Source organism: Polynucleobacter sp. AP-Melu-500A-A1, assembly GCF_018882125.1.
Lineage (GTDB): Bacteria > Pseudomonadota > Gammaproteobacteria > Burkholderiales > Burkholderiaceae > Polynucleobacter.
Map to the genome: position 1 here is coordinate 220039 of NZ_JACVOZ010000002.1, position 15452 is coordinate 235490.

Annotated in this window: 18 protein-coding genes and 1 tRNA gene; 10 read left to right on the forward strand and 9 right to left on the reverse strand. The window is 44.7% G+C overall.

Annotation, left to right across the window (positions count from 1 at the left end):
• Positions 1–28: 28 nt before the first annotated feature.
• Genes thiC through thiE form a run of 5 tightly spaced genes read left to right on the forward strand, consistent with a single transcriptional unit; the run spans position 29 to position 5079 of the window.
• Entirely contained in the window at positions 29–1972 is a 1944-nt protein-coding gene (thiC, locus tag ICN38_RS04460) for a phosphomethylpyrimidine synthase ThiC (protein ID WP_216862711.1), read from the forward strand.
• 2 nt (positions 1973–1974) lie between these two features.
• A complete protein-coding gene (thiO, locus tag ICN38_RS04465; protein ID WP_216255610.1) occupies positions 1975–3120 on the forward strand; it encodes a glycine oxidase ThiO in 1146 nt (381 codons plus the stop codon).
• Positions 3111–3308, forward strand: a complete 198-nt coding sequence (thiS, locus tag ICN38_RS04470) for a sulfur carrier protein ThiS (RefSeq protein WP_216255612.1) — start codon at positions 3111–3113, stop codon at positions 3306–3308. Before thiO ends, thiS begins: the two co-directional genes overlap by 10 nt.
• 12 nt (positions 3309–3320) lie before the next feature.
• Complete coding sequence (locus ICN38_RS04475; RefSeq protein WP_216862712.1) at positions 3321–4139, forward strand: thiazole synthase; 819 nt, start codon at positions 3321–3323, stop codon at positions 4137–4139.
• Between the two features lie 13 nt (positions 4140–4152).
• Positions 4153–5079 (forward strand): thiamine phosphate synthase, encoded by a 927-nt coding sequence (thiE, locus tag ICN38_RS04480; protein ID WP_216255614.1) that lies wholly within the window; start codon positions 4153–4155, stop codon positions 5077–5079.
• Positions 5080–5091: 12 nt separating this feature from the next.
• Here the strand turns inward: thiE and thiD are convergent, their stop codons facing one another.
• The gene (thiD, locus tag ICN38_RS04485) at positions 5092–5976 is read right to left on the reverse strand and encodes a bifunctional hydroxymethylpyrimidine kinase/phosphomethylpyrimidine kinase (RefSeq protein WP_216255616.1); all 885 of its coding nucleotides are present in this window, start codon (positions 5974–5976) and stop codon (positions 5092–5094) included.
• A gap of 21 nt (positions 5977–5997) precedes the next feature.
• Here thiD and ICN38_RS04490 point away from each other — a divergent pair.
• From ICN38_RS04490 to ICN38_RS04505, 4 genes are all read left to right on the forward strand, one after another.
• Positions 5998–6073 (forward strand) — tRNA-Asn (locus tag ICN38_RS04490).
• Positions 6074–6138: 65 nt separating this feature from the next.
• A complete protein-coding gene (locus tag ICN38_RS04495) occupies positions 6139–6693 on the forward strand; it encodes a hypothetical protein (RefSeq protein WP_216255618.1) in 555 nt (184 codons plus the stop codon).
• Positions 6671–7573: a transporter gene (locus ICN38_RS04500; RefSeq protein ID WP_216255619.1), complete on the forward strand. Its 903-nt coding sequence runs from the start codon at positions 6671–6673 to the stop codon at positions 7571–7573. Before ICN38_RS04495 ends, ICN38_RS04500 begins: the two co-directional genes overlap by 23 nt.
• Positions 7574–7667: 94 nt before the next feature.
• Complete coding sequence (locus tag ICN38_RS04505; protein ID WP_216255621.1) at positions 7668–9419, forward strand: IlvD/Edd family dehydratase; 1752 nt, start codon at positions 7668–7670, stop codon at positions 9417–9419.
• Here the strand turns inward: ICN38_RS04505 and ICN38_RS04510 are convergent.
• The 4 genes from ICN38_RS04510 to ICN38_RS04525 all read right to left on the reverse strand — a co-directional run bounded on the left by ICN38_RS04510 (position 9416) and on the right by ICN38_RS04525 (position 13407).
• On the reverse strand, positions 9416–10165 hold the full coding sequence (locus ICN38_RS04510; RefSeq protein ID WP_216255625.1) for a 1-acyl-sn-glycerol-3-phosphate acyltransferase: 750 nt from the start codon (positions 10163–10165) through the stop codon (positions 9416–9418). The two genes, ICN38_RS04505 and ICN38_RS04510, sit on opposite strands and share 4 nt — an antisense overlap.
• On the reverse strand, positions 10165–11838 hold the full coding sequence (locus ICN38_RS04515; RefSeq protein WP_216255627.1) for an AMP-binding protein: 1674 nt from the start codon (positions 11836–11838) through the stop codon (positions 10165–10167). The genes ICN38_RS04510 and ICN38_RS04515 overlap by 1 nt, the downstream gene beginning before the upstream one ends.
• Before the next feature lie 126 nt (positions 11839–11964).
• A complete protein-coding gene (locus ICN38_RS04520; RefSeq protein WP_216255629.1) occupies positions 11965–12696 on the reverse strand; it encodes an outer membrane protein in 732 nt (243 codons plus the stop codon).
• 144 nt (positions 12697–12840) lie between these two features.
• Positions 12841–13407 (reverse strand): 5'-methylthioadenosine nucleosidase, encoded by a 567-nt coding sequence (locus tag ICN38_RS04525; protein WP_216255631.1) that lies wholly within the window; start codon positions 13405–13407, stop codon positions 12841–12843.
• 21 nt (positions 13408–13428) lie between these two features.
• Here ICN38_RS04525 and ICN38_RS04530 point away from each other — a divergent pair, with 21 nt between their 5' ends.
• Positions 13429–13947 carry an adenine phosphoribosyltransferase gene (locus tag ICN38_RS04530; protein WP_216255633.1) on the forward strand — a complete coding sequence of 173 codons (519 nt, stop codon included), beginning with the start codon at positions 13429–13431 and terminating at the stop codon, positions 13945–13947.
• Here ICN38_RS04530 and ICN38_RS04535 read toward each other — a convergent pair.
• From ICN38_RS04535 to ICN38_RS04550, 4 genes are read right to left on the reverse strand one after another with little or no spacing between them, the layout of a single operon-like run.
• Complete coding sequence (locus tag ICN38_RS04535; RefSeq protein WP_216255635.1) at positions 13944–14222, reverse strand: YqjK-like family protein; 279 nt, start codon at positions 14220–14222, stop codon at positions 13944–13946. The genes ICN38_RS04530 and ICN38_RS04535 overlap by 4 nt on opposite strands.
• Positions 14222–14590, reverse strand: a complete 369-nt coding sequence (locus ICN38_RS04540; protein WP_216255637.1) for a phage holin family protein — start codon at positions 14588–14590, stop codon at positions 14222–14224. Before ICN38_RS04540 ends, ICN38_RS04535 begins: the two co-directional genes overlap by 1 nt.
• Before the next feature lie 7 nt (positions 14591–14597).
• Complete coding sequence (locus tag ICN38_RS04545; protein ID WP_216255640.1) at positions 14598–14930, reverse strand: YqjD family protein; 333 nt, start codon at positions 14928–14930, stop codon at positions 14598–14600.
• A 30-nt stretch (positions 14931–14960) separates the two neighbouring features.
• On the reverse strand, positions 14961–15422 hold the full coding sequence (locus ICN38_RS04550; protein ID WP_216255642.1) for a Smr/MutS family protein: 462 nt from the start codon (positions 15420–15422) through the stop codon (positions 14961–14963).
• Positions 15423–15452: the final 30 nt, after the last annotated feature.

The window sequence follows — 15452 nt, forward strand, 5'->3', positions numbered from 1 at the left end:
GTTTCGTCCATCTAAAAACAGTCAGGAGATGGACATGAGCAATAAACAAAACACCAAGCATGAGATTCCAAGCATCAAAAGCTTAGAGCGAGACTTCGGTCAAAAATTTGCATACCCTGCATCTACGAAAACCTACTTACAGGGTTCTCGTGCAGACGTGAAAGCGCCCATTCGTATGATTGAGCAATTGCCTACTCGCGTTGGTGAAGAGCTCATTGTAAATCCCCCTGTTCCGGTCTACGACACCTCTGGTCCTTATAGCGATCCAGATATTCTCATCAATCTTGAAATGGGATTGCCGAGATTGCGTGAAGCTTGGATTGAAGAGCGCAATGACACAGTACAACTTGCTGGACCAAGCTCGGAATATGGTGTTGCGAGATCCCAAGATGAAGCAACGCAAAGTCTTCGTTTCGCCCACATAAGTGCCCCGCGCGTTGCTAAGACCAGTCAGAATGTGAGCCAAATGCATTACGCGCGCCAAGGCATTGTCACGCCTGAAATGGAATATGTGGCCCTTCGCGAATCCATGGGTCTAGAGCAACTGCGTAAGAATCCAGAATACAAACAATTACTGAAGCAGCATCCCGGCAAGAGCTACGGTGCAAACCTTCCCGATATTGTCACTGGTGAATTCGTTCGCTCTGAAATCGCTGCTGGTCGAGCCATTATTCCGGCCAATATTAACCACCCAGAGTTAGAGCCTATGATCATTGGACGCAACTTCCGGGTAAAGATTAACGGCAACTTAGGCAATTCAGCGGTGACTTCATCCATTAATGAAGAAGTAGAGAAAATGGTTTGGTCAATTCGTTGGGGCGCTGACACCATTATGGATTTATCCACTGGGAAACACATTCACGAAACGCGGGAGTGGATTATTCGTAACTCTCCTGTTCCTATTGGTACAGTGCCGATTTATCAGGCGCTTGATAAGACTGGTGGTATTGCCGAAGATCTCACTTGGGAAATGTTCCGCGATACTTTAGTAGAACAAGCCGAACAAGGTGTGGATTACTTCACCATTCATGCGGGTGTCTTATTGCGCTATGTTCCTCTCACTGCAGATCGCATTACAGGCATCGTATCGCGCGGCGGATCGATCATGGCTAAGTGGTGTTTAGCGCATCACAAAGAAAACTTCCTCTACACCAGATTTGATGAAATCTGTGAAATCATGAAAGCCTATGATGTTTCCTTCAGCTTGGGAGATGGACTGCGTCCAGGTTGTATTGCTGACTCTAATGATGCCGCTCAGTTTGGCGAACTTCATACGCTTGGAGAGTTAACAGCTAAAGCCTGGAAGCATGATGTTCAAGTCATGATTGAAGGTCCCGGCCATGTACCGATGCAACGCATTGAAGAAAATATGACTGAAGAACTCAAGCATTGCCTTGAAGCCCCCTTCTACACCCTTGGACCACTGATTACCGATATCGCACCGGGATACGATCACATTACCAGCGGCATTGGTGCAGCTCAAATTGGCTGGTACGGCACTGCAATGCTTTGTTATGTAACGCCAAAAGAGCACCTTGGCTTGCCAGATAAAGAGGATGTCCGCGAAGGAATCATTACTTACAAAATTGCAGCCCATGGTGCTGACTTAGCAAAAGGTTTACCAGGCGCTCAACTGCGTGATAACGCTTTATCGAAAGCACGATTTGAATTCCGCTGGGAAGACCAATTTAATCTTGGCTTAGATCCAGAGCGTGCGCGTGAATACCATGACGCTACACTCCCAGCTGAAGGTGCCAAGATTGCTCACTTTTGCTCCATGTGTGGACCGAAGTTTTGCTCCATGAAGATCACACAAGAAGTGCGTGACTATGCAGCAACTTTAGATGCCGATGGCAACCCTAAAGTACCTGGCAAAGTTATTCCGATTGCACAGGTCACACAAGATGCCGATAAAGGCATGGAAGAAATGTCTGCAGAGTTCCGTAAGCGCGGTAGTGAAATTTATCAATAAGCATGACGAAAAGCAGCATCTCGCATAGCAAGTTTGCCATCGTTGGAGCCGGCCTGATGGGTCGGCTACTCGCTATTACGCTTGCCAAGCGAGGTGCTCAGGTAGATCTATTTGATAAAGGTGGTCCCGATGCAAGTCATGCTGCTGCGCGCATTGCTGCAGCGATGTTGGCTCCTCTTGCAGAATCGGCCATTACCGAAGATGCGGTAGTGCGCATGGGGATTTATAGTCTGCCTCGGTGGAAATCACTGATTAAAGACCTCAGTACTCCGGTTTATTTTCAGCAAGATGGCACCCTTATTTTGTGGCATAGACAAGATGCCAGTGAAGCGGAACGCTTTGCCGCCCACTTAGAGAAAAATTGCCTCAATAATGCAGCGCTACATGCTCCACAAACGCTAGATAATCAAGCACTGCGCAATCTTGAACCAGGAGTAGCAGATCGCTTTAATCAAGGCTTATATTTGCCCAATGAAGGTCAGCTAGATAATCGTCAGTTGCTAGATGCGCTTGCTGTTGAGCTAGCCAATAGTTCGGTGAACTGTCATTGGCATTGTGAAACTAATCCTGAGTTAGTACGTAGTTTAGGGTCATATGATCAAGTGATTGACTGTCGTGGCGTAGGTGCACAATCAACATGGAATAAAACCAGTACAGCTTTACGTGGAGTTCGTGGTGAAGTTCTCCGTCTTTATGCCCCAGAAGTAAAGCTGCGTAGACCAACTCGCTTAATTCATCCGCGCTACCCGATTTATATCGCACCTAAAGAAAATGATATTTATGTCGTAGGCGCTACGGAAATTGAATCTGATGACTTATCTGAAATGAGTGTGCGTTCAGCGATGGAATTACTCAGTGCTGTTTATACCGTGCATAGTGGCTTTGCTGAAGCACGCATTTTAGAGATGGCAACGCAGTGTCGTCCAACCTTACAAGACAATTTACCTGCTATCCAAATTCAAAAAGATAAAGGCTTATCTGATTTGATCATGATCAATGGTTTGTATCGCCATGGTTTTATGATTGCACCGGCAATCCTGGACTGTGCGATAGAAATTTTAGAACAGGGTGATAGCAAAACAGCTCTTGACTTGGGGTTAAAGATCTCCAAGAAAACAATTGCTGCTGGGGCAGAAGTATGCGTGTGATTGTCAATCAACTTGAATATGAATTGCCCGGGCAAAGTGTCGTGACCGATGCCCTCACGCTGATAGGTGCTAAACCTCCATATGCTGTTGCTGTAAACCTGCAATTTGTCCCCAAACACCAACATGCACAATTTTCTCTCAATGAAAATGATCAAGTTGAAATCATTGCCCCCGTAACAGGCGGTTAATAGAGGATATTGATGACAGCACCAATACCTCAAACCCTTAACGGCGCCGATCCCTTGGTGCTGTATGGTGAAATCTTTACAAGTCGCTTATTGCTAGGTACCTCGCGCTATCCCTCGCCGCATGTTTTAGAAACTGCTGTCAACCTTGCTAAGCCAGCAATGATTACTGTGAGCTTGCGCCGTCAAGGAAGCTCTACAACTGAAGCATATAGTGGATTTTGGGAATTATTAAAAAAAATGGCGGTACCGGTCCTGCCTAATACAGCTGGCTGCCATAGCCCTCAAGAGGTGATTACTACCGCACAAATGGCACGTGAAGTTTTTGAAACTGACTGGATCAAGCTTGAACTCATTGGCGATGACTACACTTTACAACCCGATACCTTGCGTTTAGTTGATACTGCGCAAACACTCATTAAAGATGGCTTTAAGGTCTTGCCATATTGCACGGAAGATTTAATATTGTGTCAGCGTTTAGTCGACGTTGGCTGCCAAGCAGTCATGCCTTGGGCAGCTCCCATTGGCACTGGTCAAGGACCACTAAATCCTTATGCCATGAAACTCTTGCGTGACCGCCTTAAGGTACCACTCCTAGTAGATGCAGGCCTGGGCCTTCCATCACATGCTTGTAGTGTGATGGAATGGGGATTTGATGGCGTCTTACTGAATACTGCAGTAGCTCTAGCAGATGATCCAGTTGTTATGGCAAAAGCATTTGCAATGGCCGTTGATGCAGGTCGCTCAGCGTATTTATCTGGCGCAATGAAACCACAAGCCTCAGCACAAGCAAGTACCCCTTTAGTAGGGACGCCTTTTTGGCATCAAAGTTAATGAGAAAAATTCCATGAGCCTTGTACGCGACCTTGCAGATCAGATTGTTGCGGCACATCGTGTTGATGATTTATGTCTTCCGCTTCCGCAATACAGCCTGAATTCACCACCACCCATGATTGATAATGAGGCGGCCTCCGATCATTACGAGTTAGCTGGTGCATTAGGCGCTATTGAAATGGGCTTTATAGAAAAGGATGCCAAAATTTTGGGTAAAGCTTGGTCGCGTATGGCAGCTCAAGATGGTGGATTTAATGCCCTCAAATGGCCAAACAGACCTGAGCAGTTTGATTTATTGCCTTGGACGCGCAATATGAATCCCAATGCTTTTGCAGAATGTCCCAAGCGCTTAGGGCTTTACGGTGTGATGCCAGATGCCGATTGGGTAAAACGCATGGTGGATGCTGAGTTACCTACAGTCCAGCTGCGCTTTAAGTCAGAAGATCACATCAAAATTAGAAAACAAATTCGGGAATCTGTAAAAGCAGTTGAAAACAGTAAAACACTCTTGTTTATTAATGACTATTGGCAAGAAGCGATTGATGCAGGAGCTTATGGTGTGCATCTGGGTCAAGAGGATCTAGAAACAGCAGACCTAGATGCCATTAGGGATGCTGGCTTACGATTGGGATTGAGTACCCATGGATATGCAGAAATGGCGTATGCAGATCGTTTCTGCCCCAGCTACATCGCTATGGGTGCAGTATTTACAACGAACCTTAAGAAGATGCCCACTAGCCCTCAGGGATTGGGCAGGCTATATCAATATGCCAAACTAATGAGTCACTACCCTTTGGTTGCTATTGGCGGCATTGATCAAGACAGTATTCATGCAGTCGCTAAGAGCGGTGTAGGTTCAATTGCAGTAGTGAGAGCAATTACTCAGGCTAAAGATCCAAAGGCAGCCGTTCAACAATTGCAAAACTTGATGCGAGCCTAATCAGACGAGTATTTAATACTTACCCTTTTCATCGCTTAAAGCAGTTGGGTAAAAATCATGCATATGCCAAAGTGGTCCTGGGCCCTCTCCAATACTTAAGAATCGACCGGCCTCTAGGCCTGCCTCAACGAAGGCAATCCCTTTAGCAACCGCATGACTGAGGTCATGACCTTGAACTAAATACGTTGAAATTGCAGAGGCTAAGGTGCATCCTGTGCCATGGGTATTCGCAGTATTAACGCGATAGTGCGTAAATGCTTTTGATTGAATCACCTCAAGATCATCTTCTAAGGTGCGCCACATTAAGAAGTCTGTGATCTGAGTATGAGTAGCATCGAGATGCCCGCCTTTAATCAAAACAGCTTGTGGCCCCATATCCAGTAACTCTTGCGCTGCTAACTGAAAATCGTCTGGACTCTTCAGATTGCGACCTAATAATAAGGCCGCCTCATCCATATTGGGAGTCACTAAGGACGCCATTGGAAATAATTCAGTAATGATGGCCTGCGCAGTATCGTCACCACCTAAACTTGCTCCAGAAGTAGCCCGCAATACCGGATCAAGCACCATTTTCTGAATGCCGTGACGACGTAAAGTTGTTGCAACTACGCGCACAATTTCAGGGCTAGCTAACATCCCAATTTTGACAATATCAGCACCTATATCAACTAAGACAGCATCAATTTGCGCCTCAATCACATCGAGGTCAATATCTTGAATTCGTGTAACGCCCAAGGTATTTTGAGCAGTAATCGCGGTGATAACTGACATACCATACCCCCCCAATGCTGCAATGGTCTTCAGGTCAGCCTGTATTCCCGCACCGCCTCCACTGTCTGACCCAGCAATAGTCAGTACTTTAGGGATCTGCAGGGAAGTAGGAAGCGATGATTTCATCTTGCTATAATATCGTCTTATTCCTCGATAGCTCAGTCGGTAGAGCGCCGGACTGTTAATCCGTAGGTCCCTGGTTCGAGCCCAGGTCGAGGAGCCAAATCTGAAAAGGTCGCTAATTAGGCGGCCTTTTTCTTTTTTATTTCAAGCACATACAATAATGCAATGAATACACCTACAAAGGGCAAATTGGCCCACCCCGACTTAAAGAAGAAAATTGAGGACGAAGCCAAAAAGGCTTTTGCCCTTTCGGTTTACTTTAGTGCTTGGTTTTGCGCTATTAGCTTTTTAGCAGTCACTATTTTGGATGAGCGTCCCATCCCACTATCGATCTTTGGGTTCGCCATGATTAAAGGGGCGCTATCTGCTAAGTTTCTCCTGATTGGACAGGCCGTATTTCCAATGAAAGTAAATAAAAAAGAGGGGCTTATAAGATCCCTTTTATTTCAATCCTTGCTCTATGTTTTGATTGTGCTAGCCTTAAATTATCTAGAAGCTGGTGTGCATGGCTTAATTAATGGGAAGCCCTTTTTGGATTCTATGATGGCATTTGGCCAATCAGATCCTTTGCGTATTCTTGCTATGTGTATTGTGTATTGGTTAATTGTTTGTCCCTATCTAGTATTGGTTGGTACAAAACTAGCCTTAGGTACTGATGCAACCATTGCGATCCTGTTTGGCGAAAAAAAAATCCCTGATGAGACAAGCTCTAAGCCTTAAATTTTTGAGGTCTTGCCTACAACTTTTTTTCATCTGCCTATTATTTTGCCTAGGGGCAAGCGTTCAAGCTCAAGAAATTGAAGCTCGCGCCTATTCCAATGCGCCAATAGGAATTAACTTTGCCAGCGCAGGAATAGCTCAAGCCTCCAGTGGTTCATATAAGCTCACTACCGAGGTGGCGAGTTTTACCCATATCTTTGATGCCTTTGGCCAGTCTGGAAAAATTACTGTGGTGTTGCCATATGCGGAGCTCACGGGCACAGGAAAACTGGGGGCTCAAACCATAAATGCTTCTTCAGAAGGTCTTTCAGATCCTCTGATTAAAGCTTCAATCAATCTGTATGGTGCACCAGCACTCACCCTAGATGAGTTTAAAAACTATCAACAAGATCTCATCATCGGTGCCAGTCTCGCTGCATCCATTCCCTGGGGTCAGTACAACAATCAACAAATGTTTAATGTTGGTGCCAATCGCTGGTTTATCCAACCCGGTATCGGCGCATCTCAAGCCATAGGTCCTTGGCGCCTGGAATTAGCTGGATCAGCAACTATCTACACTAGCAACAATAGTTTCTTAGGTGGCAATACGCTTTCGCAAAGCCCTATCTATTCAACTCAAACGCATGCAATCTATTACTTTCCCAATACCGCATGGCTTTCAGCAGATGCCACCTACTACTTTGGAGGGCAAGCGTTTTTGAACGGTAACCCTGTCGGCAGTTCTCAAGAAAATTGGCGTTTTGGTGCCACCTTTTCCTATCCACTGGATAAACAAAATTCAATCAAGATCTATGGTAGTACTGGAGCCTACTCTCGTACTAATAACAGCTATGATTTGATTGGAATTTCCTGGCAATATCGCTGGGGTGGCGGAATGTAAGCGTGCTGGTGCCTGTATAGCTACAATCACCTTTAATATCAATAGAGATCTGTAATATTAAATAAAATATCGTTGTGGAGACAAAAAGACCATTATGAGTTCAAAGCCTAAAAATCAATCCGATCAAAAACCTGAAAGCGGCTTACGCAAAGGTCTCACGAGTTATGGAGATAAGGGCTTCTCTTTATTCTTACGCAAAGCCTTTATTAAGGGCGCTGGCTATACCAATAGCGCACTAGATCGTCCCGTGATTGGCATCATCAATACAGGCAGCGCATTTAATCCTTGCCATGGAAATATGCCTCAACTAATAGAGGCTGTAAAACGGGGCGTGATGCTTGCCGGCGGATTGCCGATGGACTTTCCAACAATCTCGATTCATGAAAGCTTTGCAGCTCCTACCAGTATGTTTCTACGCAATCTCATGTCCATGGATACCGAAGAAATGCTCCGTGCACAGCCGATGGATGCTGTAGTGATGATTGGTGGTTGCGATAAAACAGTACCGGCTCAAATGATGGGCGCTGCTTCTGCTGGTTTACCTGCTATTCAATTAATCACCGGATCAATGCTTACTGGCTCACATCGCAGCGAACGGGTTGGCGCCTGTACTGATTGTCGCCGTTACTGGGGTAAGTTCCGCGCCGGTGAAATTGATGAAATTGAAAAAGATGAAGTAAATGATCAACTGGTTGCCAGCGTGGGAACCTGTTCGGTTATGGGCACTGCTAGTACGATGGCCTGCATTTCTGAGGCACTTGGGATGACAGTCCCTGGAGGTGCCACACCACCAGCTGTTACTGCTGATCGCATTCGTATTGCTGAAGAAACCGGTACTTGTGCCGTACAAATGGCTAAAGATGGCCTCACAATCGATAAAGTTCTAACAGCAGATGCTTTTGAGAATGCCATGCGTGTATTGCTTGCCATTGGTGGCTCGACCAATGGCATTGTTCATCTCGCTGCTATTGCTGGACGTATGGGCCTCGAAATTGATTTGGATGCGCTAGATAGAATGGGAAATGAAACACCGGTTCTGGTAGATCTAAAGCCTTCTGGCGATCACTATATGGAAAACTTTCATGATGCTGGTGGCATGACTACCCTGCTCCGCGAATTAAAGCCACTGCTTAAATTAAATACGATGACGGTAACAGGCAAGACCTTGGGTGAAGAAATTGATGCAGCACCCCCAAGTTTTAAACAAGATGTTGTCCGTAAATTTGATAATCCTATTTATCCGCGTGGCAGCATTGCGGTATTACATGGCAATCTTGCCCCTGGTGGTGCAATCATTAAACAATCTGCTGCCAATGAAAAACTCATGGAGCATACTGGCCGCGCAGTCGTTTTTGAAAATGCTGAAGATCTGGTGACTCGTATCGACAGTCCTGATTTAGATGTTACCGCAGATGATATTTTGGTTCTCAAAAATATTGGCCCTAAGGGTGCACCGGGGATGCCAGAGGCTGGCTATATTCCCATTCCTATGAAACTTGCACGGGCCGGCGTAAAGGATATCGTGCGCATCTCTGATGGTCGTATGAGCGGTACTGCTTTTGGTACCATCGTTTTACATGTCACCCCCGAATCTGCGATAGGCGGTCCTTTGGCACATGTTCGCAATGGTGATCAGATTCGCTTAAGTGTTCAGAATCGCGAGATTAGTCTTCTCATATCCGATGAAGAATTGGCTAAGCGAGCTCAAGAAAACCCCATCACCTCACCTACTGCTGAGCGTGGCTATAAAAAACTATTTTTAGATACGGTTATGCAAGCAGATAAGGGTGTGGACTTTGATTTCTTGAGAGCAGTCACGATAGTTGGTAAAACGCCGAAGAACTAATTTGTCCGTAGTGAATATGCAGCTGGATCGATGCGGTGCATTTCTCCCTCGATCCAACCTTCAACTTCCGTCTGAATTTGTTCTTCAGTTTTACCTTTAACGGATATAACGGGTCCAATCGAGACCGTTACGAGTCCCGGATATTTTCTAAAGCTATTTCGTGGCCAAACATTGCCAGCATTTTGGGCAACTGGAATAATGTCAGTATTGGTTGCAATCGCCAAGCGAAATCCCCCCTTACGGTAAGGACGGTAGGATCCCACTGGGGTCCTAGTGCCTTCCGGAAAAATGGCGATCCATTGACCCAGTGCCAATCGCTCTCTACCTTGAACTGCAACAGCTGCACGTGCTGCATCGCTATCACCACGATTAATAGTAATCATCTTCAATGATGCTAATGCCCACCCAAAAAATGGGAGCCATAGCAACTCCCGTTTTGATACAAAGCACAAAGTTTTGGGAAATAAATAGGGATACACAAGGGTTTCCCAGGCAGATTGATGTTTGCTTAGCAAAATCATTGGTTTGGGACCGCACTCTATTACATGCTTCATACCAAGGACGCGACACTGAATATTACAAATTTTATCTAGCATCAATAAATTCAGGCCGCTCCAGTAACGAAATAATATATATCGTTGCTGAGCACTGGTAAATGCTGTAAACAGGATGCAAAACAAGCCTGCAATCATCGTGATCGATATTAGGTACAGATAAAACAGAAAGGAACGAATCAATATTGACATTAATCCCTTAATTCACGTCGCAATATTTTTCCAACATTGGATTTTGGCAGATCTGAGCGGAAAATAATTTTCTTAGGGCGCTTATAGTTTGTCATCTGCTGCTTGCAATACGCAAAAACTTGCTCTTCGGTAAGATGTTCATGCTCTTTAACGATGAAGACTTTGACCGCTTCACCAGTTTCGTCGTCTGGTGTGCCGACAACCGCACACTCTAAAATTCCAGGCATCAAAGATAAAACTTCCTCTACTTCGTTTGGAAACACTTTGAAGCCAGACACAATAATCATATCTTTTTTGCGATCGATAATCTTGACATAACCATCGGTATCCATCATGCCAATATCGCCTGAGCGAAAATATCCATCGGCAGTAAAGGCGTTGCGCGTTTCTTCTGGCATGTTCCAATATTGAGTCATCACCTGGGGTCCCCGAATACAGATCTCACCAAGCTGCCCCAAAGGAACTTCCATACCATCTTCACCTAAGATGATGACCTCCGTACCTGGCACAGGTAAACCAACATGGCCTGTAAATCCAGTAATGAGTGGTGTATTAACGCATGCTACTGGTGAAGTTTCAGATAAACCATAACCTTCTGCTATAGGAACGCCAGTCAATTTTTGCCACTCATCAGCCACTATCTTTTGCATTGCCATGCCACCACCAATAGTGACCAATAAATTAGACAGTTTAATTTTAGAAAACTCAGGCCGATGAATTAAGGCATTAAATAAGGTGTTCACACCAGGGAAAATATGAAGATTGGGGTGGGACTTTAGAAGTTTAATAAATCCCGGAATATCCCGAGGATTGGGAACCATAATCAACATACCACCCTTGCGCGCGCCAAATACTGCGCAGGCTGTCAGGGCAAAGATGTGATACAGAGGTAAGGCACATAAAAAAATGAGTTGCTCAATATGTTTGCCTTTTAGTCCAGGCTCAAGCCATAACTCAATTTGCTTTGCATTGGCCAAAATATTTTGATGTGTAAGAACGGCGCCTTTGGAAACGCCCGTAGTACCCCCCGTGTATTGCAAAAAGGCAGGATTATCGACAGAAATTTTTGGCTTATGGAAATGAATCCCTGCACCAATTTTCAGGGTCTCTTTAAATCGAATGCTCTGAGGCAGACTCCAACTAGGAACGACCTTCTTAATGTGGCGAACGACAAGGTCAACCACTACCCCCTTAATTCCAATGAATTCACCCAAGCTCGTAACAACGGTCTTTTTTACAGGGACTTGCTTTGCAATCTTTTGATACACATGGGCAAAGTTTTCTAAGATGATCAATACAGAAGCGCCACTGTCTTTGAGTTGGTATTCCAACTCTCTAGCGGTATACAGAGGATTGACATTCACCACTACAAAGCCTGCACGCAAAACACCCATCATCGCTATCTGATACTGAATGACATTGGGCAACATGATGGCAACCCGAGAACCCGGCTCAAGTTCAAGGGATTGTAAGTAGGCTGCAAAGTTTTTTGACTGATCATCCAACTCTTGATAAGTCATGAATTTGCCAAGGTATTCACATGCGTTGCGATTGGGGAAGTTTGCAAATGATTCTTCAAACATCTCTACTAATGAATAGTAGGATGATGGATCTAAGGCGTGAGGAACACCGTCGGGGTAGCTTTTTAGCCATGGCTTACTGGGGTTAGTCATAGTCCAAGCCTTGTCTCATGTATCTTAATATTATCGCTAAGTATAGATCCCGTAAGGTTTATTCTAAATATTGCCACAAATGAAAAAGCCCTCGCATTGAGGGCTTGATCTGCTGCCAATGCAATCTTAGAAGCGGTATCCAACGCCCACTATTACGTCAGTACCTGTACCTTTTATAGAATTGCTAACAGAAGTACCTGTTGTTGTCGTGGCTGATGCTGTTTGACTTCCATAAGAAGCGTAATTGAACTCACCAAAGGCGTACCACTGGGTGTCGATCATCTGTTTATAGCCCAAGCCAATATTCACCCCAGTTAAGGTAGAGGAGTTGTATGCCAGAATTGGTGAGGATAGACCAATCGTTGCAGAGGTATAACCAATCTTCAAATAGGCTAAACGGTCTTTATCGATAACATATCCTGGGCTTAAGAAAATGTTGTACAGATTCTTAATGTTGTAAGTCGCATTTGTGCTACCGACTACATTCCCGTTATATAAAGTATTCAATGTGCCAGTTGCAGAGGAGCTAGCACCAGGATAATAAGTAGCGCCAATACCTAATACATAACTCTGATTAATACCAAAGTTATAGCCTGCCGCTAAACTTACTAAGCCAGTATTAATGTTATTCACATTAGTCGCCGTTGTGGTGCCAGGGATAGTTGCAGGATACGGAGCAGATCTACCAGTTGGAATGGTGGCCGTGCCATTGCTAATGGATGGCGCAAAGTTTCCGTAACCCACGCCTAGTTGTCCGTATGCACCCTCCCATGCATTTGCCTTTGACTGAGCCATTGCACCAGTTGCGGCAAAACCTGTAATAGTGGTAAGCAGTAAGCTAATCTTGATTTTTTTCATGTCTCTTCCATTATTGATTAAGTCATTTTATTTACTTCTGCAACTTGAATGCTAATGAATTTATGAGTATTTTAGAGCTCGGGTTTTCCCGAAAAACCGTCTTTTATCAATGTCTCATTGAGGAAATCAGTTATTGTATATAAGCTAGAAGGAATCCAAAATCTCATGGAGCTTATCTATATAAAGATCATGCCCATGATTGACTTTTCCCTGCCACTCTGCGCCAGCGCTTTCATTAGCATCATCAGTGATGTATTTAAACGACTGCCAAGGAATACCGTGATGATGTGCAACTGCAGCAATTGCAAATAGCTCCATATCAACCAAATCTACTTTTTGCTGATGAAGCCAATCATCATGAGAATTAACAAAACTATCGCCTGTTCCGCAGACATAAATACCACTGCTGGAGAGATACTTCACTGGCATATGGCTGTATGGAGTCTTGCCACGCGGTGCTAGAGGCTCAGCATTCATATCCCTTTGAATGACTACGCCGATTTCGAGTAATCCATGAATCTGGGGATTAATCTTTCCGGCAGTCCCGAAATTAATAATTCTGCTTGGCTTTAGTTGATGAATTGCCTGATAGCTCGCAATCGAGGCATTAATCTTACCGACACCGGTATATACAATCCTAACCCCCGCGGGCAAGGCATCACGATTGAGCTCTGCCTCTAGGGCGGCGATAATCAGAAGATCGTTTTTCATACTAAAGATTAAAACAGCAAAATGAATTTATTAGATTATCTCCCTGGAGTGCCTGATTTTCCCAAGCCCGGAATTCTCTTTCGAGATATCTCGCCATTGCTGGCAAATCCTGCTGCATTTAAAGAGGCGATACATCAGCTTAATTCCATAGCCCAAGAATTTGATTACACCCACATTCTGGGAATTGAAGCGAGAGGCTTCATCTTTGGATCTGCCCTAGCCCATCATGCCCATAAAGGCCTTGCCTTAGCTCGTAAACCTAATAAATTACCTTTAGCAAGCCATCGAGAATCGTATGGACTGGAATACGGGACTGACTCTTTAGAAATTGCGCAATCGATACTACCTTCTGGAGCTAAAGTTCTGTTACTGGATGATGTTTTAGCGACTGGTGGAACTTTAATCTCGGCTGATAAACTCATTCGTAGTGCAGGTTTTGAAGTAGTTGGTGCCCTCACCTTTTTAGAAATAGAATTTCTGAATGGCAGCGCACTTTTAAATCAACACCAGATCATCAATCGATCGGTACTAAAAACCTAAATTAGGTGTTTGGTACTTTTAAAAAGCTTCATAGCGCCCCACCCAAAAGCCAATACTCTGCTAGCCAATTTAGGCTTGTAGTGGGCTAGAGCAGCAAAGACGCCAGTAAGTAAAACAGGATTGCCTTTAAAGAAATTAAAAATATCTACGCCTTTATCAGCCCAAGATAATGGCTTTTCCCAAGGCTCAAAATGCGTGGCTAATTCTTTGCGCTCACGATGGGCCTGAGCTTGTAGCTCATGCTGACGCAGCTCTAGTGCTGATAACTTTTGCATTAGCGTGAAAGCTCCTCGCGATCCTTTGCAAACTCTGCAATGGATGCCTCAAAAAGCTTGGGCATAGTCGCCAAGGACTGTTTAATTAGCAAAGTAAGAATGAGGCCAATCAGCAGAAAGCCGCCAGTCAAAAGACCTAGAGCCAGCATACGATCGGATTCCCAGCTATAAATGACAATGAGAAGAGACAACATCACTAGTCCGAAGAACAAAAAGAACAGTGCGCACACAATCATTACCAAGAGACTGATAAATTTAGTACGGGCAATTTGCACATCTACTGAAAGTAGCTCTAAGCGCGTTTGCGCAATAGAGGCTCCAGTGGCCGCAAGGTTCTTGATAGAAGAAAGTAAATTTTCTTGAGACATATAAGGCTTAGTGGCGACGTATCAAAAGTCCAATCAACAAACCTAGGCCTGCTGCAACACCAACAGCTTCCCATGGACTGCGGTGGACAAATTCATCGGCGCTTTCCGCTACAACTTTTGCCTTATCCGATAAAGAGCCTTCTAGATTCGAAAGGTTTTCTTTCGCATTGCTCAAAGTATCCATTGCTTTAGATCGAATAGAGGCAATTGTGCCGTCCTCATGACTCGCGGTTGCCTTAATCAGCGCCTCAGCATCAGCCATGAGCGCCTTAAAATCACCAAGCAGATGCTCTGGATTAATCTCGTTTGAACCGGTTGAACTGGGTTTTGTTGTAGTCATAGTCTGCCTTTGTAAGGATATACCGCCATTCTAAGCACTTCTGTCGTAAGGTCTCAATAATAGAATCGTAATGCCAGGGTTGCCCATTTTGAACTGTTGCAGGTAGCTTTTTAACCCAGGGCGCCGTTTTACTAGTAGTTGATAGGCTGAACTACCGTATGGGACCTGTTCGCCGAAGTAATATTCATCGACTCGGTCTGAATAGCGATTGTTTTCTAGGGCCTGATGTACCGCTCGCTTAATCTGTCCACCCTCACCCCCTGAACCATATCCATGAATTAAGACAATCGCTTTTATTCCTAAATCTATAGAGCGACGAAGATGATGGGTTAGGTTTTCTAAAGCATCCTCCACCAAGGGCTGACCTTGCTTTAGATTAATTTCAATCGTATCAGCAGATAAAGATGGAGCTTCAGTGGATCCACAGTGCGGACACTGATCAAATACTGGCCGCATATTTCCACACTCTGGGCATAGAGCAATTTCAGCCATCAGCTACCCTACGAGCAAAGATACTCGCTA